This is a genomic window from Lichenibacterium dinghuense, assembly GCF_021730615.1.
GTDB lineage: Bacteria > Pseudomonadota > Alphaproteobacteria > Rhizobiales > Beijerinckiaceae > Lichenihabitans > Lichenihabitans dinghuensis.
Window position 1 is genome coordinate 3,674,327 of sequence record NZ_JAJLMN010000001.1, and the last position, 25,062, is coordinate 3,699,388.

The following is a 25,062-nucleotide window of genomic DNA, read 5'->3' on the forward strand; positions in this document are numbered from 1 at the left end:
GACGGCCGCCCCGCCGGCTGCTGTTGCGACGCCATGACCATCAGCACCCGCCCCGCCGCGCCCGCCGACGCCGCCCTGATCCACGCCCTGGTGCTGGAGCTCGCCGCCTACGAGCGCCTCGCCCACGAAGTCCGCTCGACGCCCGGGGACTTCGCGGCGGCGCTGTTCGGCGACGCGCCGCGCGCCTTCTGCGACATCGCGGAATTGGACGGGCAGGGGGCCGGGCTGGCGCTGTGGTTCTACAACTTCTCGACCTTCGAGGGCCGCCACGGCATCTACCTCGAAGACCTCTACGTGCGCCCCGAGCATCGCGGCCGCGGGCTCGGCCGCGCCCTGCTGGAGCGCCTCGCGCGGCGCTGCCGGGACGAGGGCCTGAAGCGCCTGCAGTGGAGCGTGCTCGACTGGAACGAGCCCTCGATCGACTTCTACCGCGGGCTCGGCGCCGAGATGATGGACGACTGGACCGGCTGCCGCGTGACCGGGGACGCGCTGGCGCGGCTGGCGGGAGAGCGGACATGACCGTCCCCGTCGTCCTCATCGCCGCGGTGGGCCGCAACGGCGCCATCGGGCTCCGCGACGGCCTGCCCTGGCGCCTCCCCTCCGACCTGCGGCAGTTCAAGGCCGAGACCGTGGGCAAGCCCGTGGTGATGGGGCGCAAGACCTTCGCCTCGCTCGGGCGGCCGCTGCCGGGGCGCCACCTCGTGGTCGTGTCGCGCGACCCCGCGCCGGCGCTGCCCGAGGGCGTCGCCGGCGCGACGAGCGTCGAGGGCGCGCTGGCGCTGGCGCAGCGGATCGCGGCCGAGCGCGGCGCCGCGGAGGTGATGGTGGCGGGGGGCGCGGAGATCTACCGCGCCGCCATGCCGCTCGCCGACGCGCTGCGGATCACCGAGGTCGACCTGGAGCCCGCGGCCGACAGCTTCTTCCCCGCCGTCGAGCCCGCGGTGTGGCGCGAGCTGTCGCGGGAGATGGGGGAACGGGGCGAGCGGGACGAGGCCGGCTTCGCGGTCGTCCGCTACGGGCGGCGCTGAGCCGTCCCGCGACGCCTGACCGCGCCCATTTGCTGCCTCGCCGCCGCACGCCTATATCGTGATCGGGGGCGGTTCACCGCCGGCGGCGAGGAACGGGATGTCCTGGAGCAACAGTGGCGGTGGCGGCCCGTGGAAGCCCGGCAATCCGGGACCCTGGGGGCAGGGGCCGAGCTCCGGCGGCGGGGGCGGCGGGCAGACGCCCCCCGACCTCGAAGAGTTCATCCGCCGCTCCCAGCAGCGCCTGAAGGGCTTTCTCCCCACCGGGAACGTCGGCGGCGGGCTCGGCCTGCTCGCCGTCGTGCTCGTGGCGGCCCTGCTGTGGCTGGCCAGCGGCTTCTACACCGTGTCGCCCAACGAGGTCGGCCTCAACCTCGTCTTCGGCAAGTACACGGGCACGACCGCGCCCGGCCTCAACTACAACTTTCCCTATCCGATCGGCGACGTCATCAAGCTCGCCGTCACGGACCGCAACTCCACCGACGTCGGCTTCGTGTCCGGCTCCAGCCGCTCCGGGCAGATCTCCAGCACCGACGTGCTGGCCGAGAGCCTGATGCTGACCGGCGACGACAACATCGCCGACGTGAAGTTCCGCGTCATCTGGCAGATCGACCCCGAGCACCCCGAATATTACGCCTTCAACCTCCGCCATCCGGACGAGACCGTGAAGGCCGTGGCCGAATCGGCCATGCGCGAGGTGATCGGCCGCCAGCAGATCCAGTACATCCTCACCTCCGGCCGCAAGACCATCGAACCCGAGGTGCAGACGCTGATCCAGAACACCCTCAACAGCTACAAGGCCGGCGTGCTGGTGCTGCAGGTGCAGCTCCTGTCCGTCGACCCGCCCGCGCAGGTCATCGCGGCCTTCCGCGACGTGACGGCGGCGCAGCAGGACCAGCAGCGCCTGTCCAACGAGGCCCAGGGCTACGCCAACAAGGTCGTGCCCGAGGCCCGCGGCGCCGCGGCCGCCATCCTGCAGGAGGCCGAGGGTTACAAGACCCAGACCGTGCAGGAGGCCGCCGGCCAGGCGTCGCGCTTCGAGCAGGTCTACGCCCAGTACAAGAACGCGCCCGACGTCACCCGGCAGCGCATCTACATCGAAACCATGGAGTCCATCCTGGCCGGCGCCGACAAGACCATCATCGACAAGACCGGCGCCGGCGTGCTGCCCGTGCTGCCGCTCGACGGCAAGCCCGTCCCGCTGGCGGGGGCCAAGCCGTGAGGGTCGGCGGCTACATCGCGGCGGCGCTGGTCGTCCTGGCCCTGGTGGTCGCCAGCGGGGCGCTTTTCACGGTGGACCAGACCCAGCGGGCGCTGGTGCTCTACTTCGGCCAGCCGGTGCGCGTCATCGACGACCCCGGCCTGCACGCCAAGATCCCGTTCTTCGAGAGCGTGGTCGAGCTCGACAACCGCATCCTCGACCTGGAACAGCCGCAGGTCGAGGTGCTGGCCTCCGACAACCAGCGCATCCTGGTCGACGCCTTCCTGCGCTACCACATCGCCGATCCGCTCAAGTTCTATCAGACGGTCGGCACGGTGGCGCGGGCCAACAACCAGCTCGGCTCGATCCTGAACTCGGCGCTGCGGCAGGTGCTCGGCGAGGCGACGCTGACCCAGATCGTGCGCGACAAGCGCGCCGAGCTGATGGTGCGGATCCGCGGCCTCGTGAACACCGAGGGCGCCCGGCTCGGCGTCGCTGTCAACGACGTCCGCATCCGCCGCGCCGACCTGCCGGCCGAGCTGTCGGACAAGATCTACGACCGCATGAAGAGCGAGCGCGCCCGCGAGGCGGCCGAGTACCGCGCCAAGGGCTCCGAGCAGGCGCAGACCATCCGCGCCCAGGCGGACCGCGACGTGACGGTGCTGCGCGCCGACGCCCAGCGCCAGGCCGACACGCTGCGCGGCGCCGGCGACGCCGAGCGCAACCGCATCTTCGCCGAGGCCTACGGGCGCGACCCGTCGTTCTTCGCCTTCTACCGCACCATGCAGGCCTACGTGTCGAGCCTGCGGCCGGACCGGACCAAGCTCGTGCTGTCGCCCGACTCGGACTTCTTCCGGTTCTTCAACAACCCGGACGGCCAGCCCGGCAGCCCCCTGCCGACCCTGCCGGGGCCGCCCGCGACGCCTCCGGCCGCGGCACCCGCGCCGCTGCCGGTTCCCCCGGCGGCGCTGCAGACGCAGGGCTCGCCGAACGGGTGAGGCCGGGAGCTGTCGCCTTCGGGACGGTGTCGCCCCGGGCTCGACCCGGGGCCCAGCCGATCGACTGGGCGTCACCTCCGGAGGTTCAGCCCGGCCGCGCGGCTGGATCGCGGGTCTCCGCTCCGCCCGGGACGACGCGGCGAAGCGACGTGGGCCTTCACCCCACCGGCCCGCGCAGCTCCGCCAGCGCGTGCATGGAATCGCGCAAAGCCGGGTAGAGGCCCGCGTAGACGGCGAAGAGCGCGTCGTAGCGCGCGCGCCGGGCCGGGTCGGGCGCGGCGCGCTCGACCAGGGTGATCCAGCTGTCGCGGTCCTCGCGCGCGACGAGCCCGACGCCGAGCGCCGCCATGCGGGCCGCGCCGAGCGCGGCTTCGACATTCTCCCGGATGGTCCAGACCGGGTAGCCGGTGACGTCGGCGATGATCTGCATCCAGAGGTCTGAGCGCGCGGCGCCGCCCACCACGACGAGCCGCGGCTCCAGCGCGGCCGAGCCCTTCGCGCCGGCCTCCATGTTGTGCCGCAGGGCCAGCGTCACGCCCTCCAGCACGGCGCGGTAGAGGTGCGCGCGGGTGTGGAACAGGTTGAGCCCCACGAAGGCGCCGGAGGCGCGCCCGTCCCACACGGGGGATCGCTCGCCCATGAGGTAGGGCAGGAAGGCCACACCGTCCGCGCCGGGCGCGACGGAGGCCGCGGCCTCCTCCAGGATCGCGTGCGGGTCGCGGCCGGTGGCGCGCCCTTCCGCGACCTCGGCCTGGCAGAACTGCTCGCGGTACCAGCTCACGGAGGCGCCCGCCGTGGCGGCGCCGCCGAAGACGTAGAGGTCCCGTCCCACCACGTACGGCATGGCGATGAGGCCGTGGGCGGCGTCGGCGGTCGGCGCGACGTAGCCCCAGCACATGGACGTGCCGATCATCGCGACGTGGTGGCCGGGCTCGGTCACGCCGGCCGCGTAGGTGGCGACGGCCGCGTCGACGCCGCCGGCGATCACCGGCGTGCCTTCGGCTAAGCCGAGCCGCGCCGCCGCCTCGGCGGTGAGGCCGCCGACTGCGTCGGTGGGCGCGACGAGGCGCTCGGGCATCATGCGGGCCGGGATGCCGAGGAGGTCCAGCATCTCGCGCGACCACGCGCGGCGTTCGACGTCGTAGACGCCGCCGATGTTGCCGGCCGAGGAATGGTCGACCGCGACCTCGCCGGTGAGGCGGTGGATCACGTAGGCGTTGGGCGGCAGGAACAGCGCGGTGCGGTCCCACACGTCGGGCCGCTCGTCGCGCAGCCACAGCATCTTGGTGAAGCCGTGGTAGCTGTCGACGCCGTTGCCGGTGATGCGGCCGAGGCGCTCCAGGTCGACCTCGGCCTTGACCCGCGCGACCTGCGCCTCGGCGCGGCGGTCCATCCAGATCAGGCAGGGGTGGAGGGGGCGCATCCCGGCGTCGACCGGGATGCCGGAGCCGCCGTAGAGCGAGGAGATGCAGACCGCCTTGACGCCGCCTGCCGCAGCCGCGACCTCGGCCAGGCAGGCCTCGACGGCGCCGAGCCACATGTCGGCGTGCTGCTCGGCCCAGTTCGGGCGCGGCGTGTCGGGCGCGTAGGCGCGCGACGCCTGGGCCAGGATGGTGCCGTCCGCCGCCACGAGCACGGCCTTGGTGCTCTGCGTGCCGATGTCGACGCCGATGACGCTGTCCATGACGGGCCTCTGATCGAAGATGGTTTCCGGAGGCCGAGGCCTTCGGCGGGGCGTGGGGCGGAGCCCCGACGATGGATCGATGAGCGTCGAGCTCGACCCTTCGCCGCTGTCATCCCGGGTCAAGCCCGGGATGACAGCGAAGAAGGGTGTGGCAGGACGCGGAAGGTCAGAGGTCCACGGTTTGCGGCAGGATCACGAGGTCGCGCACCACGACGCCCTTGGGGCGCGTCAGCATGAACATCACCGCCTCGGCGACCTCGACGGGTTGGATCAGGCCGCCGTTGGCGAGCGCGTCCTCGAGCTTGGCCTTGGGCCAGTCGTCGAGCAGGGCGGTGACGACCGGCCCCGGCAGCACCGCGCCGACGCGGATGCCGTGCTTCATGACCTGCCGCCGGAGCGTGTGCACGAAGGCCTGCACGGCGTGTTTCGACGCCGTGTAGACGGGCTCGACCACCACGGGCACGACGCCCGCCACCGAGCTCGTCACCACGATGTCACCGGAGCCGCGCTCCACCATGTGGGGCAGCACCGCGTGGATGCAGCGGAACACGGAGTTGATGTTGAGGTTCAGCATGCGGTCCCAGGCGTCCGGGTCGCCGCCGTGCACGTCGCCGCCGACGTAGGAGCCCGCGTTGGCGTGGAACACGTCGAGCCGCCCGGCCTTGGCCAGGATCTCCGGCACCATGCCGGCGACGCTCCCCCTGTCGAGCAGGTCGACCACCACCGGGAAGGCGCCCTCGCCGAGCTCGGCGCAGAGCGACTGCAGCTTGTCCCCGGCGCGGTCCACCAGGGCCACGCGGGCGCCGGCCTTCAGCATGGCCTTCGCGCATTCGAGCCCGATGCCCGAGGCCGCGCCGGTGACGGCCGCGACCTTGCCCGTCAGATCCTGAGCCATGATTGTCCTCCTTGAACTCTGTCGATCGAGGGCGAAACGCTTCCGCTCATCCCCGCGGATGCGGTGATTCAGCACGAGGGAGCCGGCCGCAGGCCGTCGAACTCTGCTCGCGGTCCGCCCCGGCACACCGGGGCAGGATGGGGTCGGCCTTCGGCCGATCGCTTCGCGCTGGATCCCCGCCTGCGCGGGGATGAGCGGAGAGGCATCATCGGGCTCAGGCGCGGCCGTGGGATACGCGCGAGCGGCGCGCGAGGGAGTCGACGATGACCGCGATGGCGAGGACGCCGCCGGTGATCATGTAGCGGAGCGACGAACTCAGATCGAGGAGCGTCAGCCCGCTGGCGATGGACTGGATCACGATGATGCCGAGCAGGGCCGAATAGGCCGAGCCGCGCCCGCCGAACAGGCTGGTGCCGCCGATCACCGCCGCCGCGATGGCGTCGAGGTTGACGTCGCCGGTGCCGGCCTGCTGGCTCGCCGAGGCGAGCCGCGCCGCCGACAGCACGCCGCCGAGCGCCGCCAGCGTCGAGCACAGCATGAAGGCGCCGCGGTAGATGCCGCGCACGTCGATGCCGGCGCGCCGCGCGGCCTCGCGGTTGCCGCCCACCGCCGTCATCGAGCGGCCCCACTGGGTCCGCTTCAGCGCGTAGTCGAGCAGCACCACCAGGGCCGCGAAGAAGCCGAAGATCCACGGCACGCCGCGGTCGGTGTTGAGGTAGGCTGCGACGGCGAGCAGCGCGACCGTGAGCACGGCGGCCCGCACCGCGATGCCGAGCAGCGCGGGCGGCGTCAGCCCCGCGGCGCGGCGCCGCGCCGCCGTGCGGTAGCCGGAGAAGAAGAGGGCGCCGCCCGCCAGCAGCACGAAGAGGTAGGACAGGAGCCGCGGCATGACCCAGGTCTGGCCGAGGCCGACCAGGGGGGAGTCGAAGGGCAGGTTGATCGAGCCCGTCGAGCCCAGCACGTAGAGCTGGAGGCCCAGCACGGCGAGCAGGCCCGACAGCGTCGACACGAAGCTCGGCATGCCGAGGCGGTTGAACAGCACGGCGTAGATGGCGCCGACCGCGGCGCCGCACAGCATCGCGAGCAGGATGGCGCCGGGCGCCCACCAGCCGCCGTTGACCCACAGCACGCCGAGCAGCGCGGACGCGAAGCCCGACACGGAGCCGACCGACAGGTCGATCTCGCCGACCATCAGGATGCACACGATGCCGAGCGAGATGATGCCGACCGTGGAGCAGTCGAACAGCAGGTTGACGAGGTTGTTGGCCCCGAGGAACACGGGGTTCAGCACCTGGAACACCGTCCAGATCACGGCGAGGCCCACCACCACGGGCAGGGAGCCGAGGTCGCCCGAGCGGACCCGGTCGACGAAGCCGCGGACCGCGCCGCCGAGCCCCTCGTCGTGGCGGACGCGCGCGTCGGCGCGGTCGAGCGCGGGCGCGCCCTTGGTGTCCGTGCTCATGGATGGGACTCCCCGGCGGTCGCGGCGCGGCGGGTCGCGCGGCGGGACACGGAATTGTCGGCCGCGCCCGTGATGGCGCCGACCAGTTCGCTGTTGGACGTCTCGGGGGTGAAGACCCCGTTGTTGCGGCCGAGCCGCAGCACGACGATGCGGTCCGCCACGGCGCGGACGTCCTCCATGTTGTGGCTGATCATGATGACGCCGAGGCCGCGGGCCTTCACGCGCTCGATGAGGTTCAGCACCTCGGCGGTCTGGGCGACGCCGAGCGCCGCGGTGGGCTCGTCGAGCATGATGAGCTTGGGCTCCAGCAGCAGCGAGCGGGCGATCGCCACCGTCTGGCGCTGGCCGCCCGACAGCGACGCGATGGGCTCCCGCACGGAGGGGATGCGGGCCGCGAGCTCGTTGAGCAGCGTCCAGGCCCGGATCTCCATCGTGACCTCGTCGAGCGCGTAGGGCTCGAGCTCACGGCCGAGGAAGATGTTGGCGACCACGTCCAGGTTCTCGCAGAGCGCGAGGTCCTGGAACACGGTGGCGATGCCCATGGACAGCGCCTCGCCGGGGCCCGTCAGCGTCACCGGCCTGCCCATGAACGTCATGGTGCCGGAGGTCGGCGCGTGGACGCCGGCCAGCACCTTGACCAGCGTCGACTTGCCGGCGCCGTTGTCGCCCACCAGCGCCACGACCTCGCCGGCCTTGACGTCGAGGTCGATGTCGGTGAGGGCCGAGACGGCGCCGAACTGCTTGCAGATGCCGCGCAGGCTGAGCACCGTGTCGCCGCCGAGGGGCGGGGCGCCGGGCGGCGCATGCGTCGTGTCGGTCATGACAGGGGACCTTTCCGGATATGGCGCCCCTTCTCCCCTCGCGGGAGAAGGGTGCGCCCGCCGCGCGTCGCCTTACGGCGTGATGCCGAGCTTCTTGCAGCCCTCGACGTAGCGGCCGGTGCAGAGCACGGAGGCGGGCTCGATCGGCTTGCCGTCGATCATCTTGTCGACGATCTCGGCCTTGAGGTTCTCCGCCGTGATCAGCGTCGGCACGAAGAGCTTGGAGGGCGTCCCGAACAGGGTCTGGTCGGCCTTGGGCGCCTCGCCCTGCAGCAGGGCCGCGACGACGTCGGCGGCCGCGGCGGCGACGATCTCGCTGGGCTTCGAGATCGTGTTGTACTGGTCGCCCGCGATGATGAGCTGCAGGCCCGCGATGGTGGCGTCGTTGCCCGTCACCGGCGGCACGGGGTCGACGCCCGCGGCCTTGAAGGCCGCGATGGCGCCGCCCGCCGTGCCGTCGTTGGCCGCGACCACGCCGACGATCTTCTTCTGGAAGCGCGAGATCTGCCCGGCGACCCACTGCTGCGCCTTGGCGGGGGCCCATTCGGGCGTGTCGTATTCGGCGAGCGTGGCGTAGCTGCCCGTGCCGATGCCGGCGTGCATGCCCTTCTTGATGAGGCCGGCCGCGGCGTCGGTGGGCGAGCCGTTGACCTCCAGGAGGCCGTCGTCCGCCGTCGCGACCTTCATGGCCTTGAGGTGCTCGACCAGCGAGGTGGCGATGGACTTGCCGATCGCCTCGTTGTCGAAGGACACGTAGAAGTCGGCCGGCGTCGAGGGGATCGGCCGGTCGTAGGCGATGACCTTGATGCCCCGGCTCTGCGCCTGCTTGACCAGCGACGCCGCCGAGGTGGAATCCACGGGGTCGAGCACGATGGCCTTGGCGCCCTGGCTGACCACGGAGTTGAACTGCTGCTGCTGGCGCGAGGCGTCGCCGTCGGCGTTCTGGTAGAGCACCTTGCAGGAGGGGCAGAGCTTCTTCATCTCGGCCACGAAGCCCGGATGGTCGTGCTCCTCGTAGCGGGTCGAGCTCTGGTCCGGCATCAGGAAGGCCACGGTGGCGTCGGCGAGGGGTGCCGCGGAAGCCGTGCCGGCGCCGCACAGGAGCAGCGCGGCGGCCGTGGAGGCGAGCAGGCGCGCGGGGGAGATCGACTTCATCGGCGTTTCCTTCTCCGGACTGGCGCCGGATGCTTGTCGCGTTCGGGATGATCGACGGCGGCGCGCGAACGCGGAACCGCGCCGCCGAAACGGTTCAGGCCGCCGAGGCGAGGCGGGCGCCGTCGCGGCGCAGGGCGCGGAACTTCGAGGGCGGCATGCCCTTCACGGCCAGGAACTGACGGTTGAAGTTCGACACGTTGTTGAAGCCGACCTCGTAGCAGATCTCGGCCACGGTCAGCTCCGGCTGGCCGAGGTGCTGGCAGGCCAGCTCGATGCGCAGCGAGTTGACGTATTGGACGAAGGTCAGGCCGGTGCGCTTGCGGAACGAGCGCGAGAAGGCGCTGACGCTCTGGCGCGCGAGCGCCGCGAGGTCGGTCTCGTTGAGGTCGCCGGTGAGGTTGCGGTCGATGTGCCGGAGCACGAGGTTCATGGTGCTCGACAGGTAGGCCGAGGGATCCGGCCGGAAGCCGATGGAGGCGAGCGGCACGCGCTCCTCGGCGTGGCCCACGAGATCGAGGATCTCGACCAGGAGCCCGACGCGGCGCGCGCCTTCGGCGTCGAGCAGCGCGCGCATCAGGGGCCCGACCCGCTCGCTCAGCGCGGGCGCGAAGCGCAGGCCGCGGTGGGACTCGGCCAGCACCGGCTCCAGGAAGCGCAGCTCGGGAAAGGTCGCCAGGACGCCGGCCGCGAAGGCGGCGGTGAACTGCAGCACGAGGCAGCGCTCCTCGACGGCCTCGCCGGGCGGGACGTCGCTGATCCAGTTGTGCGGCAGGTTGGGGCCGGCGAGGACGAGGTCGCCCGGCGTGAAGGGCCCGATGTGGTCGCCGACGTAGCGGTTGCCCGCCGTCGCGGTGACGAGGTGCAGCTCGTATTCGGGATGGAAGTGCCATCGCACCGTCCGGTACGGGTAGCCGTGCGACCAGATCTTGAACGACTGGTCGTCGCGCACCTGCACCAGTTCGAGATCAGGCTGCATGGACCCGGCCCTCCCCGCACGTTCCCCCGTCGGCGCCCGGCGCCGCGCCCGGACGCTTGTGTCCGTCGTCGGAGCGATCCGACGCGCGGCCCTCGAAGGGGCCGATCCGAGCGAGTGCTATGCTAGGCTGGCAAAATTTCGCGCTCTACACGCTTTGCAGCGCATCATCGATACTAATTTGACGGAGGGTCAGAAGCGCGAGGCCGGCGATGCGGCTGCCGCTAGTCGGTGCAGCGCACGAGGCCGACCGGACTGCATTCGGGCGTCGTGCGACGGCGTGCGATCGGCGGGGCTCGGCGTTTTGGTCCGCTCACCACCGCCCGTCGCCGCGCGTGGCGACGCCGAGGTAGGCCCTGAGCGGCCCGTAGGCGGTGGGAACGCGCGCGTCGAGGTCGGCCCGCGCCCCCGCCCGCAGCGCCGCGGCGGAGCGCCGTCCCCCGTCCGGGGCCGCGGGCGCGATCGGCGCGGAGGTGCGCCGGCCCGCAGCGGCCTCGGCCCGGACGGCGCCGCCGAGCCGGACGCAGGCCGCGGTGCCGGGCAGGGCCAGCTCGCCCGCGCCGCAGGCCGAGGCCGCCTCCGCCGAGGCCAGCAGCGCGAGCGCCGCCAGCGCGTTCCAGATCCTCGCCCCCATCCGCCGTCTCCCCGCCGGGCCGCGATGCCCCGCTCCTATCGCGCCCGGCCCCGCCATGCCACAACGGAGCGCATGCCGATCGATGTCGTCGACCTTCGCACCTTCTACGCGGCGCCGCTCGGCCACGTCGCCCAGCGGTCGATCTCGCGCATCGTGCGCGGCTGGTGGCACGACACCCACGGCCTCGCGGTGGCGGGGCTCGGCTACGCCACGCCCTACCTCGACCCGTTCCGCGAGGAGGCCATGCGGGTGGTCGGCCTCATGCCGGCCGAGCAGGGCATCGTGCACTGGCCGCCGGGCGGCACCTCCTCGACCGCCATGGTGGAGGGCGGCCAGCTGCCGCTGCCCGATGGCTCGGTCGACCGCGTCCTGCTGGTCCACATGCTGGAGCCGACCGAGCACCCGCGCGAGGTGCTGAGCGAGGTGTGGCGCGTGCTGACGCCGGGCGGGCGCATGATCGCGGTCGCCTGCAACCGGCGGGGCATGTGGGCGCGGGTCGACACCACGCCCTTCGGCTACGGCCAGCCCTTCTCCAAGCGGCAGCTGGCGGCGCTGCTGCGCGAGTCGCTGTTCTCGCCCGAGCGCTTCGGCGAGGCGCTCTACGTGCCGCCCTTCGAGCGCCGCTCGTTCCTGAAGCTCGCGCCCTTCTTCGAGCGGACCGGCAAGCGCATGGCGCTGCCGGGCGCCGGCGTGCACCTCGTCGAGGCCACGAAGCAGCTCTACCGGCCGGTGATGCTGCGCGCCCGCGCGCCCGTGCGCCGCGCCGTGCCGCGCTTCGAGCCCGCCCGCGCCTGGTCGCGGCTCGGCCACGGCGACGCGCCGTAGGGGCTTCGATTCACCAGGACTCCGCCCTGCGTCACCGCGGGCGGGAACGGCCCGCCGCGCCCGGCATTTTCCCCCGCCGGGAGTTGTGCGCCGCCATGCTGAAAAGAGTCGAAGCCGCCGAGGATCAGGACGCCCCCACGGTCGTCGACCCCGAGGACGCGGCCGAGAGCGCCGGGCTCGTCTACGTCCACGACGACCGCGAGCCGGGCATCACCCGCCGCAGGAGCGGCGCGGGCTGGTCCTTCCGCGCGCCGGACGGCCGGGCGATCAAGGACCGCGCCACGATCGAGCGGATCAACAAGCTCGCCATCCCGCCGGCCTACACCGACGTGTGGATCTGCCCGAGCGACAAAGGCCACATCCAGGCGACGGGCCGCGACGACAAGGGCCGCAAGCAGTACCGCTACCACGCGGCCTTCCGCGAGGTGCGCGACAGCGCCAAATACGAGCACGTCACGGTCTTCGCGGCGGCGCTGCCGCAGATCCGCGCCACCGTGAAGAGGCACATGGCACAGCACGGCCTGCCGCGGCAGAAGGTGCTGGCCACCGTGGTCTACCTCCTGGAGACGACGCTGATCCGCGTCGGCAACGAGGGCTACGCCAAGCACAACCAGTCCTACGGCCTGACGACGCTCGAGGACCGGCACGTCGACGCCCACGGGGCCGACCTGCGCTTCGAGTTCAAGGGCAAGAGCAACAAGATGTGGAAGCTCAAGGTCCACGACAAGCGCGTCGCGAAGATCGTCAAGGCCTGCCACGACCTGCCGGGCCAGCACCTGTTCCAGTACGTCGACCGCGACGGGCACACCCACGCGGTGTCGTCGCACGACGTGAACGAGTACCTGCGGGAGGTCACCGGCCGCGACGTGTCGGCCAAGGACTTCCGCACCTGGGCCGGCACGGTGCTGGCCGCGCTGGCGCTGCACGAGTTCGGCACCATCGACACCGAGGCCAAGGCCAAGAAGAACGTGCGCGCCGCCATCGAGCGCGTGTCGGCGCGGCTCGGCAACACGCCCACCATCTGCCGCAAGTGCTACGTCCACCCCGCGGTCGTGAACTCCTACATGGCGGGCGACCTCCTGCTGGAGATCAAGGAGGAGGTCGACGCCGAGCTGCGCGACGAGCTCCCCAGGCTCAAGCCCGAGGAGGTCGCCGTGCTGACGCTGCTGGAGCGCCGCATCGCCCACGACCTCGCGGAGAAGGCGGAGCTGAAAGCCGGGAAGGCGGGGGCCAAGAAGGCCGCCAAGCCGAGGAAGCCCGGGACGTCGGCCAGGCGCGCCGAGGCGGCCTGACCGCGGAGCGGGCCTCGGGGCTCACACCCCGAGGTGCTCGCCGACGAGACGCGCCACCTCGGCTGGCCGCTCCAGCGGCAGCAGGTGGCCGGCGCCCTCCAGCACCTCGAGCCGGTGATCGGCGAAATGCGGCGCCATGTGGCGGCGCTGCGCCTCGGGACCGAGCGCCTCGTCCTCCGACCCGGCGAGGATCAGCGCTGGCGTGCGGAGCATCCCGATCCGCTCCGCCCAGTCCTCGCGGCTGCCGCGGCCGAGCCAGGCCCTCCAGGCGTCGGGGTCCATGCGGGCCACGTCGCCCGCGGCCTGGTCCAGCACAGCCGCGTCGAGCGGGGCGGCGGCGTTGCCCGCCACGTAGTCGCGCGCCTCGGCGCGCCGCGCCGCAGCGTCGCCGCCGAACCAGCCCAACATGTCGGCGCGCACGGCCTCGTCCATCGGCTCGGGGCAGGGCGGCGAGCCGGCGACGAGGACGATCCGCTCCAGCCCGCCGAGGCCCGGTGCCCCGTCCTCCGCCATGCGGGCCAGCGCGCAGGACACCTTGCCGCCCATGCTGTGGCCGGCGATCGCCCAGCGCGCGGGCGCGTGGGCGCGGACGACGCCCGCGACGAAGTCGGCCATCTCGGCGACCGTGTAGCCGGGGGCGGCGTGGGCGTCGCCGAAGCCCGGCAGGTCGACCGTCACGCAGCGCGCCCGCCCCGCGAGGCGCGACGCCACGCCGGCCCATTGGTGGCCGGTGGCGGCGAGGAACGGCAGGAGGAACAGGGTGGGCAGGTCGTCGGCGGTCATGGGGCGGGCTTCTCGGAGGGGAGGGTCGCGGGCAGCAGCACCGTGAAGGTCGAGCCCCGGCCGGGCTCGCTCTCCACCGACACCTCGCCGCCCAGCATCTCGGCATAGGCGCGCACCAGCGACAGGCCGAGGCCGCTGCCGCCGAAGCGGCGCGTGGTGGAGATGTCGGCCTGGCTGAAGCGCTCGAACAGCCGGCCCACCTGCTCGGCCGTCATGCCGATGCCGCTGTCCCGCACCGCGACGCGGACGCGGTCGCCCGCGCGCTCGGCCGTCAGGGCGATGGTGCCGCGTTCCGTGAACTTGGCCGCGTTGGACAGGAGGTTCAGCACGATCTGCCGCAGCTTGGTCAGGTCCGTGTCGAGCCCGCCGAGGCCGGGATCGAGCCTGAGTTCCAGCCGGTTCGCCTTGCGGGCCACGAGGCCGCCCACCGCCGCCGACAGCTCGCGCAGCACGGGCTCCAGCGCGAAGCGCTCGGGGTAGACCTCCATCTTGCCGCTCTCGATCTTGCTGAGGTCGAGCACGTCGTTGATGAGGCCGAGCAGGTGGCGGGCGTTGGACTCGATGCGGTCCATGTCGGCCAGGAGGTCGGCCGGGGGCGTGCCGTCGGCCACCTCCTCCTTCAGCATCTCGGCGTAGCCGATGATGGCCGAGAGCGGCGTTCGCAGCTCGTGGCTCATGTTGGCCAGGAACTGGCTCTTGGCGAGGTTGGCCTCCTCGGCCGCGGCCTTGGCGGCCGCGAGCGTCAGCTCGGCGCGCTTCTGGTCGTCGATGTCGGTGCTGGTGCCGACCCAGCGCTCGACCGCGCCCGCGGCGTCGCGCTGCGCCACGGCGCGCACGAGGTGCCAGCGGAAGGCGCCGTCGCGCCGCCGCACCCGCATCTCGGTCTCGTAGACGCCGCCGGTCGCCAGCGCTGCGGCCCAGCGGGCCCCCACGGCCGGCAGGTCCTCGGGATGGACGATGGCGGTCCAGGCGGGCCCGGCGAGCTCGGCCGCGCCGCTGTATTCGTAGAGGCGGGCGTTGGCCCAGTCGACGGTGCCGTCCGGCGTCGCGGTCCACACCTGGTTGGGCAGGGCCTGGGTCAGCGAGCCGAAGCGGGCCTCGGAGGCCCGCACCTCGCGCTCGGCCTCCACCCGCGCCGTGACGTCGTAGCCCTCCACCAGGATGCCCGTGACGGCGCCGCCGGCGTCGGTGAGCGGCTGGAAGATGAAGTCGACCCAGCGGCGCTCGCCGGTGCCGCCGAACTCCGGCTGGAGCACGAACTCGGCCCCCGTGGCCGAGAAGGGCTCGCCAGTGCGGTACACACGATCGAGCAGGTCCACGTAGCCCTGCGCGGCGGCGTCGGGCAGAGCCTCCGCCACGCTGCGGCCGGCGACCTCGCGCCCGCCGACGAGGCGGAGATAGGCCGCGTTGGTGAAGTCGAAGCGGTGCTCGGGGCCCTTCAGCACCGCGATGAAGCTCGGCGCCTGCGCGAACATCTGCACCAGCGCGGCGTGCTCGCTTTCGAGCCGCCTCTTCATCAGCACCTGCTCGGTGACCTCGCGGGTGACGCCGAGCATGCCCGCCACCGCGCCCGCGTCGTCGTGGAGCGGCGAGAAGGAGAAGGTCCACCAGGTCTCCTCGTCGCGCCCGTAGCGCGCCATGGCGATGGGCACCTCCTCGAAGCGCGTGCCCTCGCCGGCGAGCGCCCGGCCGACCACGGGCACCACCTGCTCCCAGGCGTCGGCCCAGACCGCGGCGATGTCGCGGCCGAGCGCGGTGGCGAGCCGCGGCCCCAGCATGGGCCGGTAGGCGTCGTTGAAGAAGAAGGTGCGCGCCTCGCCCCACATGACGAACATGCTTTCCCCGCTGTTCAGCACGAGGTTCAGCGCGTTACGGAGCGCGGGCGGCCAGCCCGCGATCGGCCCGAGGGGCGAGGCGGACCAGTCGCGGGCGCGCACCGCCTCTCCCATGGCGCCGCCGCCGCTGGGGAAGGGGCCGCTCGCGGGCGCGCCGGCCGGCGGCGCGGGCATCGGGGGACCGTCGTGGGGGCGGCGCGGGCTCATCGCCGCCTCATCGCACGGCGGGGCGGCCCGTGGCCAGACGCGCCCCGCGGCCGGTGGCACGGGAAAACGAGGCGCCTCGGGGCCGCCCCGGGCGACGGAGCGGCATCGCGCCGCCGCCGCAGGTTTTTGCCGCGGGCTGGACGAACGCGCGACCGATGCCGATCTTAACCTGTGATGGCGCGTGAGCCCCGCAGGGGGCAGGTCGCGGCCCGCGCGGTGCGGGTGCGAGGGAGCACAGGCATGAACGAGATGACGGTCGACAAGACCAACACGCAATCCTACCGCATGGAGGGCAAGTGCCCCTTCGGCGGCGACCGCATCGGCGGCGCCCAGGGCGCCCGCCCGACGCTGGACAACTGGTACCCCCACCGCCTCAAGACGGAGGTGCTCCACCAGAACGGCCTCGCCGCCGACCCGCTCGGGCCAGACTTCGACTATGCGGCCGAGTTCAACAAGATCGACCTCGAGGCCCTCAAGGCCGACATCAAGGCCTTCCTCACCACCTCCGTGCCGTGGTGGCCATCCGATTACGGCAACTACGGCCCGCAGATGGTCCGCATGGCCTGGCACTCGGCCGGCACCTACCGCATCGCCGACGGGCGCGGCGGCGCCGGCACCGGCATGCAGCGCTTCGCGCCGATCTCGTCCTGGTGGGACAACGGCAACACCGACAAGTCGCGCCGCCTGCTCCAGCCCATCAAGCACAAATACGGCAACGCCCTGTCCTGGGCCGACCTGATGGTGCTGACCGGCAATTGCGCCCTGGAGATCATGGGCCTGCCGACCTACGGCTTCGGCGGCGGCCGGCTCGACGCCTGGGAGGCCGACAACGCCACCTACTGGGGCCCCGAGGTGGTCGACATGGGCACGATCTCGGACTTCGAGAAGATGACGGCGCGCGACAAGCGCTGGCGCGGCAAGAACGGCGACGCCGACTACGACCTCGAGAACCCGCTCGCGGCCTCGCACCAGGCGCTGATCTACGTCAACCCGGAGGGGTCCAGCGGCGACGGCGACCCCGTGGGCTCGGCGCGCGACATCCGCATCACCTTCACCCGCATGGCGATGAACGACGAGGAGACCGTGGCGCTGATCGCGGGCGGCCACGCCTTCGGCAAGAGCCACGGCATGGTGCCCTCGAAGGAGATCGGCGCCCCGCCCGAGATGGCGCCGATGGAGGCCATGGGCCTCGGCTGGCACAACCCGAAGGGCGCCGGCAACGGCAAGGACACGATGACCAACGGCATCGAGGGCTCCTGGACGCCGAACCCGACCCAGTGGGACAACGCCTACCTGGAGAACCTCTTCAAGTTCGACTGGGAGAAGACCAAGAGCCCGGCCGGCTCGATCCAGTGGAAGCCGAAGGACGAGGGCGCGCCCAAGACCCCGGACGCGCACGTGCCCGGCCGCATGAACGACCTCATGATGATGACCACGGACATCGCGCTGAAGGTCGACCCCGAGTACCGCAAGGTGTGCGAGAAGTTCCTCGGCGACTTCGACGCCTTCACCCAGGCCTTCTCCAAGGCGTGGTACAAGCTGACCCACCGCGACATGGGCCCGAAGCACCGCTACCTCGGCCCCGAGGCGACGATCGAGGACGGCCTGCTGTGGCAGGACCCGCTGCCCGAGCGCGACTACGGCCTCGTGGACGGTGACGCCGTGGCCGACCTCAGGGCGCGGATCGCGGCGACGGGCCTGTCGGCCTCCGACCTCGCCTTCGCGGCCTTCTCGGCGGCGGCGCCCTACCGCGACAGCGACAAGCGCGGCGGCGCCAACGGCGGCCGGCTCGCGCTGGCGCCGCAGAAGGACTGGGTCGTCAACCGCCGGGCCGCGCCGGTGGTGGAGGCGCTGCGCGGCGTGAAGGGCGCCTTCGACGCTTCGCGCACGGACGGCGTGCGGGTGTCGCTGGCCGACCTCATCGTGCTCGGCGGCTGCGTCGCGGTCGAGAAGGCGGCGCGGGACGCCGGGGCGGACGTTGCCGTGCCGTTCACGCCGGGCCGCGTCGACACCACGCAGGACCTCACCGACGTCGAGATGTTCACTTGGCTCAGGCCGGTGGTGGACGGGTTCCGCAACTTCGTCGGCGCGGAGTTCGCCGACGTGTCGGGGGGCGTGTCGCCCGAGGAGATGTTCCTCGACAAGGCCAACCTGATGAAGCTGACCGTCCCGGAGTGGGTGGTGTTGACGGGCGGGCTGCGCGCGCTCGGCGCCAACCACGACGGCTCGGACGTGGGCGTGCTCACCGACCGGGTGGGCGCGCTGACGACGGACTTCTTCACGAACCTGCTCGACACCGACACGGTGTGGGAGAAGGCCGACGCGGAGGGCCTGAGCTTCGTCGGCCGCGACCGGGCGAGCGGGACCGAGAAGTTCCGCGCGTCGCGCTTCGACCTCCTGTTCGGCGCCAACGCGCAGCTGCGCTCGACCGCCGACGTCTACGCGGGCCGCGACGGCTCCGCGCGGTTCGTGAAGGACTTCGTCCGGGTCTGGGACAAGGTCATGATGCTCGACCGCTACGACGTGAAGGGCCACCGGCGCCACGCGCCGATGGCGGCCTGACCTCGGGGGCGCGGGCTCCGGCCCGCGCCCCGCCTTGCCGCCGCCGCGGGGGCCGGGCGATAGTGCGGCCCCGCCCCGGAGGGAGTTCGATGGCCGAGATCACGCGACGCAGCCTCCTGGCCGGGGCGGGGGGCAGCCTCGTCCTGCCGGCCATCGCCCGCGCGGCGCCGGCCGACGGCGCGCCGGCGAAGCGCCCCAACGTCGTCTTCATCCTCGCCGACGACCTCGGCTACGCCGACCTCACCTGCACCGGGCGGCCCGACTTCGAGACGCCCAACATCGACCGCATCGCGGCGGGCGGGATGCGCTTCCTGCAGGCCTACGCCAATTCCGCGGTCTGCTCGGCCACCCGCACGGCGCTGATCACCGGCCGCTACCAGGACCGGCTGGCGATCGGGCTGGAGGAGCCGCTGGCCGCCAACGTGGCGGGCCTGCCCCCGAGCCATCCGACGCTGCCCTCGATCCTGCGCGCCGCCGGCTACCGCACGGCGCTGGTCGGCAAGTGGCACCTCGGCTTCCTGCCCGACTACGGCCCGCTGAAGAGCGGCTACGAGCATTACTTCGGCATCCGCGGCGGCGCGGCCGACTATTACGACCACGACAAGACGCTGTGGAACGAGGACGTGCCGGCCCACGAGGCGGGCTACCTGACCGACCTGTTCGGCGACCACGCGGTTCGGCTCGTCGAAGACTTCGCGCGCGGGCCCGCGCCCTTCCTGCTGTCGCTCCACTTCACGGCGCCGCACTGGCCCTGGGAAGCGCCCGGCCCTGCGGGCGAGGCCGAGTCGCGCCGCCTCGCCGCCAAGCACGACCCAGAGGCGCTCGGCGACTTCGACGGCGGCGACCAGAAGACGTACGCCGCCATCGTGACCCGCATGGACATGCAGGTCGGCCGCGTGCTCGACGCGCTCGACCGCGCCGGCGTGGCGGACGACACGATCGTGGTCTTCACCAGCGACAACGGCGGCGAGCGCTTCTCCGACACCTGGCCCTTCACCGGCAAGAAGACGGACCTCCTGGAGGGTGGCCTGCGCATCCCGGCCTTGATCCGCTGGCCGGGCCGCGTGGAGCCGGGCTCGACCAGCGACCAGGTGATGATCTCCATGGACTGGCTGCCGACGCTGCTGGCCGCGGCCGGCACGGCGCCCGACCCCGCCTATCCGACGGACGGCACGAGCCTCCTCGACCACCTCCGGCCCGGCGCCCCGACGGTGCCGCGCACCCTCTACTGGCGCTATCTCAACAAGGACCAGAGCGCCGTGCGGGACGGGGACTGGAAGTACCTGTCCATCATGGGCAACAGCTTCCTGTTCGACGTGGTCGCCGACCCGCTGGAGCGCGCCAACCTCAAGGACCGGCACCCGGAGGTGTTCGCCCGGCTGAAGGCCCAGTGGGGCGCGTGGAACGGCACGATGCTGCCCTTCACCACCGCCAACTATTCCTACAGCCTGTCCGGCGAGGAGCTCGCCGACCACTACGGCGCGCCGGGGACCATCGAGGGGGAACGCTGAGCAGGATCGCGCGGCCTCTCCCCCGAAACCCCGCTCGGGGGCCGTGAGGCGCCGCCATCCATCCTGCGCCTGCCGGGCGACGGCCCGCCTCGACCGCTCGTCCCCGCGCAGGCGGGGATGAGCGGATGCGGCAGGCCGCGAGCCGATCCCGGGGTCGGCGCGTCACTTGATGATCGCGTCCGCGGTCCGGTTGGTGGTCAGCACCACGATGGCGATGATGAAGAAGCCGTAGACGAGGCTCTGCGCCTGCGCGCTGATGCCGATGGCCTGGACCGCGATCGGCACGAAGGCGATCGTCAGGGCGCCGAACACGACGTTGATCGGGTTGGTCACGCCGCCCGACACGGCCGTGCCGCCGACCAGCGCCGCGGCGATGCCCGGCAGCAGGAGGTCGCTGCCGAGCCCGCTCGCCGAGGCCGAGCCGGCCTGCGCCACGATGCTGATGCCGGCGAGGCCCCCCGTGAAGCCCGAGATCGCGAAGGTGAGGATCTTGAGCAGGCGCGTCGGCACCGCCGCGAAGATGGCGCCCGGCTCGCTCTTGCCGATGGCCGTCATGCCCTGGCCGACGCGGCTGTAGCGCAGCAGCCCCCAGTACAGAAGCGCGGCGGCGACGCCGAGCCAGAACGTCAGCGGGATCGCGAGGAACCGGCCCTGGTAGAGGGACGTGACCAGCTCGCCGTTCTGGCTGACGTAGACGGTCTCCGACCCGCTCACCACCAGGGTGGCGGCTTCGAGGATGCCCAGCGTGCCGAGCGTGAGCGCGAAGGACGGGACCTGCGCGTAGGCCACGATGGCGCCGTTGATCGCCCCGAAGATCGTGACGAGCACCAGCACGAGCACGATGGCGCCGAACCCGTAGGCCGGGAGGAGGAGGGCCAGGATGATGGCCCCGAGCAGGCTGATCGCGGCGTTGGACAGGTCGATCGAGCCGATGTTCAGCACCATGGCCTGGCCCAGCGCCACGAGCAGGATCGGCGCGGCGGATTCCGTGACGATCGAGATGCCCGTGCCGCCCAGGAAGGCGGGGTTCACGGCGGACACGATCAGCAGCGTCGCGGCGAAGACCAGGAACGGCCCCAGCGTCTGCCACGAGGCGGAGCCGCGCAGCCGGGCCGAGGGCGTCGCGGCGGAGGTCGCGGCGCGCGGCGCGTCCAGCTTCCCGCTGGCGGGATCGACGGTGTCGGTCATACCATCTTCTCGAGGATGTCTTCGACGGAAAGCGCGACGCCGGTGCTCATGTCGTAGCGGGCGGAGACTTCGCCGTCGCGCATGACGACGATCTGGTCGGCGGTCTCGATCGCTTCCTCGATCGTGTCCGGGATCAGCACCACGGCGGCGCCCGCGTCGCAGGCCTTGCGGATCTGGGCGTTGACGGTCTGGGCCGCGCCGGGGTCGAGGCCGCGCAGGGGGTGGTCGACCAGGAAGACCTTCATGGCGCTGGCGTTGAGCCAGCGCGCGAGCACGACCTTCTGCTGGTTGCCGCCCGAGAAGCGGCCGAGCGCCAGCGAGATGCTGTTGGGGCTGACGTCCAGGCGGTCGAACCAGGACTGCGCCATGCGGTCGAGCCGGCGCGGGCTGATGAAGGGGCCCACCGCGGACTCGCCGGGGTGCACCAGCGCGATGTTCTGGGCGGCCGAGAAGCCTCCCACCATGCCCTCGACCTTGCGCTCGGCGGGCACGTAGGCGAGCCCAGCCTTCACGGCGCGCCCGATCGACCAGCCCGACACGGGGCTCCCGTCCACCTCGATCGTGCCGGACTCGTGGGCCTCGGCGCCGAACAGGGCGCGCATCAGCGGGCCGCAGCCGGCGCCGTTCGAGCCGACGAGGGCGACGATCTGCCCGGGATAGGCCGCGAAGGACACCCCGGAATAGTGCCCCTGCCGCGTGAGGTCCCGCACCGCGATGGCGGGCTTGACCCCGTCGACCGACCGGGACGGCGCGCGATGGACCGCCTGGGAGGCGCGGCCCGCCATGGCCTGGAACAGCTCGTCCTTGGTCACGTCGGCGGAGGGCTTGTTGAGGATGAGCTGCCCGGCCCGCATGACCACGACGCGGTCGCAGACGCGCAGGATCTCGTCGAGCCGGTGCGACACGAAGATGATGCTGCCGAAAGCCTTGAGCTTGCGGATCTCGCGCTCCAGCACGGCCGCGTCCTCGCGTTCCAGCACGGCCGTCGGCTCGTCGAGGATGATCAGGGGCGGGCCGCCGGAGGTCGGGTCGATGCAGACCGCGCGGGCGATCTCGACCATCTGCCGGTCGACGAAGGACAGGTCGCTCACGCGCGCCTTCGGGTCCAGCTTGACGCCGATCTTGCCGAGCGCGGCCGCGGCCTCGCGGTTCACGCGCCCCCAGTCCCGGAAGCCCAGCTTCTCGAGGATCCCGTCCGCGGCCCGGTGCTGGTCGATGTTCTCGCCGACCGTGAGGTTGGTGAACAGCGACTGCTCCTGGTGGACCACGCCGACGCCGGCCTTGAAGGCATCCTTCGGGCCCTTGAAGTTGCAGACGGTGCCGTTGATCTCGATCCTGCCCGAGCTCGGGGCGACGATCCCGGCCAGGATCTTGAGGAGCGACGACTTGCCGGCGCCGTTCTCGCCGACGAGGCCGATCACCTCGCCCCGCTTGATCTCCAGGCTGATGTTCTTGAGGGCCGTGACGGGCCCGAACGAGCGGGTGACGTCCGTCAGGCGTAGGACCGGCGGCGCTTCCGCGCCGGTCGCCGGGGTGGGAGCCGCCGTGGCCGTCATGGTCATTTCGCCACCCTCAGGCGGTCGCGCAGCGGCCAGGCCACGACGACGATGGTGAGCAGGAGGACGGCGCCGAACACGCCCGACTGGTAGTCGGGGCTCACGCCGGCCAGCACGAGGCCGTTGTTGAGCACGATCAGCAGCATCACGCCGAAGGCCGACCGCAGGACGCCCCCCTCGCCGCCGCTGAGGGCGGTGCCGCCGATCACGGCGGCGGGGATGACCGTGAAGAGCTGGCCCGCGCCGACGCCGGGCGAGCCGGAGCCGAGCTGCATCGTGGCGAGGATGCCTCCGAGGCCGCTGAGCAGCCCCGCGAGGCCGAAGGCGGCGACCTTCACGCTCGTTACCGGGATGCCGTTGACCAGCGCCATGGACTCGTTGTTGCCGATCGCCAGCATGCTGCGCCCGAAGCGCGTGTAACCGATCACCAGCGCGCCGAGCGCCACCACGATCGCCGCCAGCCAGAAGGCGTTCGGCAGCCCCAGCGTCATCCGGGTCGGCCAGCCCGACAGCCCGTCGTCGGTGATGCTCGGCAGCAGGTTGTCGCCGTACAGGATCGTCGCCACGCCGAGCCCGACGTTCCAGGTCCCGAGCGTGACCACGAAGGAGGGCACCCTGAATTTCGTGTAGATGAGGCCGGTGACCAGCCCCAGCGCGAGGCCGACGCCGAGGCCGACCGCCCAGGCGCCGGGGCCGAGGTCCGTGCCGCCGCGGGCGTTGGGCACCAGGAGCACCCAGGCCATGCCGGCCGCCGCCATCACGCCCTGGACCGACAGGTCGATCGACCCCATCAGGATCACGAAGCTCGCCCCGACCACGAGGATCAGCGGCACCGAGGCCTGCTGGAGCACGTTGCGGAGGTTCTCGACGCTGGCGAAACGGTGGTTCAGCAGGGTGAAGACCACCACGATGGCGACGACCGTCGCGATCCAGGTGAGCGGCCCCTTGCCTCCGCCGGGCGCGAGGGCCCGCCTGATCGCGGAGCCGGGCGCCTCGACGCGCGCGCTGGAGCCGTCGACGGAACTGACCATGGCGTGATCCCGAGGGTGGTGGGGCGATCCCCGATCCTCGCCGGTGGCCCGACCCGGACGGAGGGTGCATCCGTCCGGGCCGGTCGGCCCACCAGCGGAGAGCCGATGCCCCGGCGCCTGCGGAAGACGGGTCTCCCGGAGGCGCCGGTGCGTCGGGCGCGGCGCTCTACTTCGGCATCTCTTCCGGGCCGGCGCCGATGAGCGTCATGGGCGGGGTGTCCCAGGGGCCCTTCTGCACGAGCTCGTCGACGAAGTTGGCCGCGGCGTCGGGCGCGTCGTACTTCGTGTATTGCTGGTAGTTGTCCGGCGTGACGCAGCTGAGCTGGAACAGGCTCTCGCGCTTGTCGTGCGGCAGCTCGCTCGGCACGATCTTGCCCTCGGCCGCGAGATAGGCGGTGTAGAGCCCGACCGCCGAGGCCATGTAGCCGCGGTGGAACGTCTCGCCCACGATGGCGTGGTCGCCGCGGCCCGACTTCAGGTCGGCCAGCGTTTCGGGGTAGAGGCCGTCGGACGAGAACTTGGTCTTGCTGAGCTGGCCCGCGTTCTCGAAGGCCTGCATGGCGCCGATCTGCATGGCGTCGTCGGCCGCCCAGACGCCGTTGATGTCGGTGCCGTATTTGACGATCAGGTCCTTGGCGTTGCGGTTGGCGACCTGCGGGTCCCAGTTGGACGGGCGGGCTTCCAGGACCTTGATGCCGGGGAACTTCTCCTTCATCTCGGCCATGAAGCCGGCCACGCGGGTCTTGCTGGTCGTGCTGTCCTGCACGCCGGGCAGCACCACGACGTTGCCCTTGCCGTGCAGCGCTTCGCCGAGCGCGTCGGCGCCGCAACGTCCGGACTGGACGCCGGGGATCTTCTGGAAGGCGACGAAATTGTCGCCGACGTTCCAGGGCTTGTAGTCGGTCGGGCTGTTCCACCAGATGGTGACGTAGCCGCCGGCCTTCTTCACCGCGTCGACGATGGTCGGCGCGTCAGAGCTCGCCACCGTGTTGACGAACAGGATCACGGTCTTGCCGCCGGCCAGGATGGCCTGGATCTTCGAGATCTCGGTCTGCGAGGAGCCGTTCGAGTTGACGATCTCCAGCGGGATGTCGAGCTTCTTCGACAGCGCCTGGGCGCCCTGGATGTTGGAGATCATGTAGGGGTTGGTGGTGTTGATCACCGAGGCGACCAGGACCAGCTTGTCCTTGGGGATCGGCGGCTTCATCGGCTCGGCGGCGCGCGCGGGGGCCGCGAGCGAGGCGGCCGCGGCGACGGCCGCCAGCGCCGCGCCGAGCAGGAGGCGCGCCTTCGTCAGGCCGGGCTTGTCGGGTCGCACCTGTTCCACAGACGTCATGATGGTTTCCTCGCTGTCGATTGTCGTTGTTGGTCGTCCCGCGGATCGCGCGGGAGATCGTCCGCCGTCGGCGCGCCGGGCTCCGGCG

Annotated in this window: 21 protein-coding genes; 8 read left to right on the forward strand and 13 right to left on the reverse strand. The window is 72.1% G+C overall.

Annotation, left to right across the window (positions count from 1 at the left end; all coding sequences use genetic code 11):
* The first annotated feature begins 33 nt into the window (after positions 1 to 33).
* The 4 genes from L7N97_RS17545 to hflC all read left to right on the forward strand — a co-directional run bounded on the left by L7N97_RS17545 (position 34) and on the right by hflC (position 3,224).
* A complete protein-coding gene (locus L7N97_RS17545; protein WP_237479587.1) occupies positions 34 to 519 on the forward strand; it encodes a GNAT family N-acetyltransferase in 486 nt (161 codons plus the stop codon).
* Entirely contained in the window at positions 516 to 1,028 is a 513-nt protein-coding gene (locus L7N97_RS17550; protein ID WP_237479588.1) for a dihydrofolate reductase, read from the forward strand. Before L7N97_RS17545 ends, L7N97_RS17550 begins: the two co-directional genes overlap by 4 nt.
* Before the next feature lie 97 nt (positions 1,029 to 1,125).
* Positions 1,126 to 2,247: an FtsH protease activity modulator HflK gene (hflK, locus tag L7N97_RS17555; RefSeq protein ID WP_237479589.1), complete on the forward strand. Its 1,122-nt coding sequence runs from the start codon at positions 1,126 to 1,128 to the stop codon at positions 2,245 to 2,247.
* Positions 2,244 to 3,224: a protease modulator HflC gene (gene hflC / locus L7N97_RS17560; RefSeq protein ID WP_237479590.1), complete on the forward strand. Its 981-nt coding sequence runs from the start codon at positions 2,244 to 2,246 to the stop codon at positions 3,222 to 3,224. Before hflK ends, hflC begins: the two co-directional genes overlap by 4 nt.
* 157 nt (positions 3,225 to 3,381) lie before the next feature.
* Here hflC and L7N97_RS17565 read toward each other — a convergent pair whose 3' ends face one another.
* From L7N97_RS17565 to L7N97_RS17595, 7 genes are all read right to left on the reverse strand, one after another.
* Complete coding sequence (locus L7N97_RS17565; RefSeq protein WP_237479591.1) at positions 3,382 to 4,908, reverse strand: FGGY-family carbohydrate kinase; 1,527 nt, start codon at positions 4,906 to 4,908, stop codon at positions 3,382 to 3,384.
* A 166-nt stretch (positions 4,909 to 5,074) separates the two neighbouring features.
* The gene (locus L7N97_RS17570; RefSeq protein WP_237479592.1) at positions 5,075 to 5,803 is read right to left on the reverse strand and encodes an SDR family oxidoreductase; all 729 of its coding nucleotides are present in this window, start codon (positions 5,801 to 5,803) and stop codon (positions 5,075 to 5,077) included.
* 214 nt (positions 5,804 to 6,017) lie between these two features.
* A complete protein-coding gene (locus tag L7N97_RS17575) occupies positions 6,018 to 7,265 on the reverse strand; it encodes a sugar ABC transporter permease (RefSeq protein ID WP_237479593.1) in 1,248 nt (415 codons plus the stop codon).
* On the reverse strand, positions 7,262 to 8,086 hold the full coding sequence (locus L7N97_RS17580; protein WP_237479594.1) for an ATP-binding cassette domain-containing protein: 825 nt from the start codon (positions 8,084 to 8,086) through the stop codon (positions 7,262 to 7,264). Before L7N97_RS17580 ends, L7N97_RS17575 begins: the two co-directional genes overlap by 4 nt.
* A gap of 72 nt (positions 8,087 to 8,158) precedes the next feature.
* On the reverse strand, positions 8,159 to 9,241 hold the full coding sequence (locus tag L7N97_RS17585) for an ABC transporter substrate-binding protein (protein WP_237479595.1): 1,083 nt from the start codon (positions 9,239 to 9,241) through the stop codon (positions 8,159 to 8,161).
* A gap of 94 nt (positions 9,242 to 9,335) precedes the next feature.
* Positions 9,336 to 10,217, reverse strand: coding sequence for an AraC family transcriptional regulator (locus L7N97_RS17590; RefSeq protein ID WP_237479596.1), 882 nt, complete (start codon positions 10,215 to 10,217; stop codon positions 9,336 to 9,338).
* Between the two features lie 310 nt (positions 10,218 to 10,527).
* The gene (locus L7N97_RS17595) at positions 10,528 to 10,848 is read right to left on the reverse strand and encodes a porin (RefSeq protein ID WP_237479597.1); all 321 of its coding nucleotides are present in this window, start codon (positions 10,846 to 10,848) and stop codon (positions 10,528 to 10,530) included.
* 72 nt (positions 10,849 to 10,920) lie between these two features.
* Between L7N97_RS17595 and L7N97_RS17600 the strand changes: the two genes are divergently transcribed.
* Both L7N97_RS17600 and L7N97_RS17605 read left to right on the forward strand, forming a co-directional pair.
* A complete protein-coding gene (locus tag L7N97_RS17600) occupies positions 10,921 to 11,673 on the forward strand; it encodes a class I SAM-dependent methyltransferase (protein WP_237479598.1) in 753 nt (250 codons plus the stop codon).
* 95 nt (positions 11,674 to 11,768) lie between these two features.
* Positions 11,769 to 12,965 (forward strand): DNA topoisomerase IB, encoded by a 1,197-nt coding sequence (locus L7N97_RS17605; protein WP_237479599.1) that lies wholly within the window; start codon positions 11,769 to 11,771, stop codon positions 12,963 to 12,965.
* A 21-nt stretch (positions 12,966 to 12,986) separates the two neighbouring features.
* Here L7N97_RS17605 and L7N97_RS17610 read toward each other — a convergent pair whose 3' ends face one another.
* On the reverse strand, positions 12,987 to 13,748 hold the full coding sequence (locus tag L7N97_RS17610) for an alpha/beta fold hydrolase (RefSeq protein WP_237479600.1): 762 nt from the start codon (positions 13,746 to 13,748) through the stop codon (positions 12,987 to 12,989).
* On the reverse strand, positions 13,745 to 15,790 hold the full coding sequence (locus L7N97_RS17615; protein ID WP_237479601.1) for a PAS domain-containing sensor histidine kinase: 2,046 nt from the start codon (positions 15,788 to 15,790) through the stop codon (positions 13,745 to 13,747). Before L7N97_RS17615 ends, L7N97_RS17610 begins: the two co-directional genes overlap by 4 nt.
* A gap of 240 nt (positions 15,791 to 16,030) precedes the next feature.
* Between L7N97_RS17615 and katG the strand changes: the two genes are divergently transcribed.
* Together katG and L7N97_RS17625 are read left to right on the forward strand one after the other, a co-directional pair.
* Positions 16,031 to 18,352 (forward strand): catalase/peroxidase HPI, encoded by a 2,322-nt coding sequence (katG, locus tag L7N97_RS17620; RefSeq protein ID WP_237479602.1) that lies wholly within the window; start codon positions 16,031 to 16,033, stop codon positions 18,350 to 18,352.
* Positions 18,353 to 18,441: 89 nt separating this feature from the next.
* Complete coding sequence (locus L7N97_RS17625) at positions 18,442 to 19,863, forward strand: sulfatase family protein (RefSeq protein WP_237479603.1); 1,422 nt, start codon at positions 18,442 to 18,444, stop codon at positions 19,861 to 19,863.
* A 162-nt stretch (positions 19,864 to 20,025) separates the two neighbouring features.
* Here the strand turns inward: L7N97_RS17625 and L7N97_RS17630 are convergent, their stop codons facing one another.
* The 4 genes from L7N97_RS17630 to L7N97_RS17645 form a co-directional block, all read right to left on the reverse strand.
* Positions 20,026 to 21,051, reverse strand: coding sequence for an ABC transporter permease (locus L7N97_RS17630; protein ID WP_237479604.1), 1,026 nt, complete (start codon positions 21,049 to 21,051; stop codon positions 20,026 to 20,028).
* Positions 21,048 to 22,607, reverse strand: coding sequence for a sugar ABC transporter ATP-binding protein (locus tag L7N97_RS17635; protein WP_237479605.1), 1,560 nt, complete (start codon positions 22,605 to 22,607; stop codon positions 21,048 to 21,050). The genes L7N97_RS17630 and L7N97_RS17635 overlap by 4 nt, the downstream gene beginning before the upstream one ends.
* Positions 22,608 to 22,609: 2 nt before the next feature.
* Positions 22,610 to 23,638: an ABC transporter permease gene (locus tag L7N97_RS17640; RefSeq protein ID WP_237479606.1), complete on the reverse strand. Its 1,029-nt coding sequence runs from the start codon at positions 23,636 to 23,638 to the stop codon at positions 22,610 to 22,612.
* A gap of 166 nt (positions 23,639 to 23,804) precedes the next feature.
* On the reverse strand, positions 23,805 to 24,974 hold the full coding sequence (locus L7N97_RS17645) for a sugar ABC transporter substrate-binding protein (protein WP_237479607.1): 1,170 nt from the start codon (positions 24,972 to 24,974) through the stop codon (positions 23,805 to 23,807).
* Positions 24,975 to 25,062: the final 88 nt, after the last annotated feature.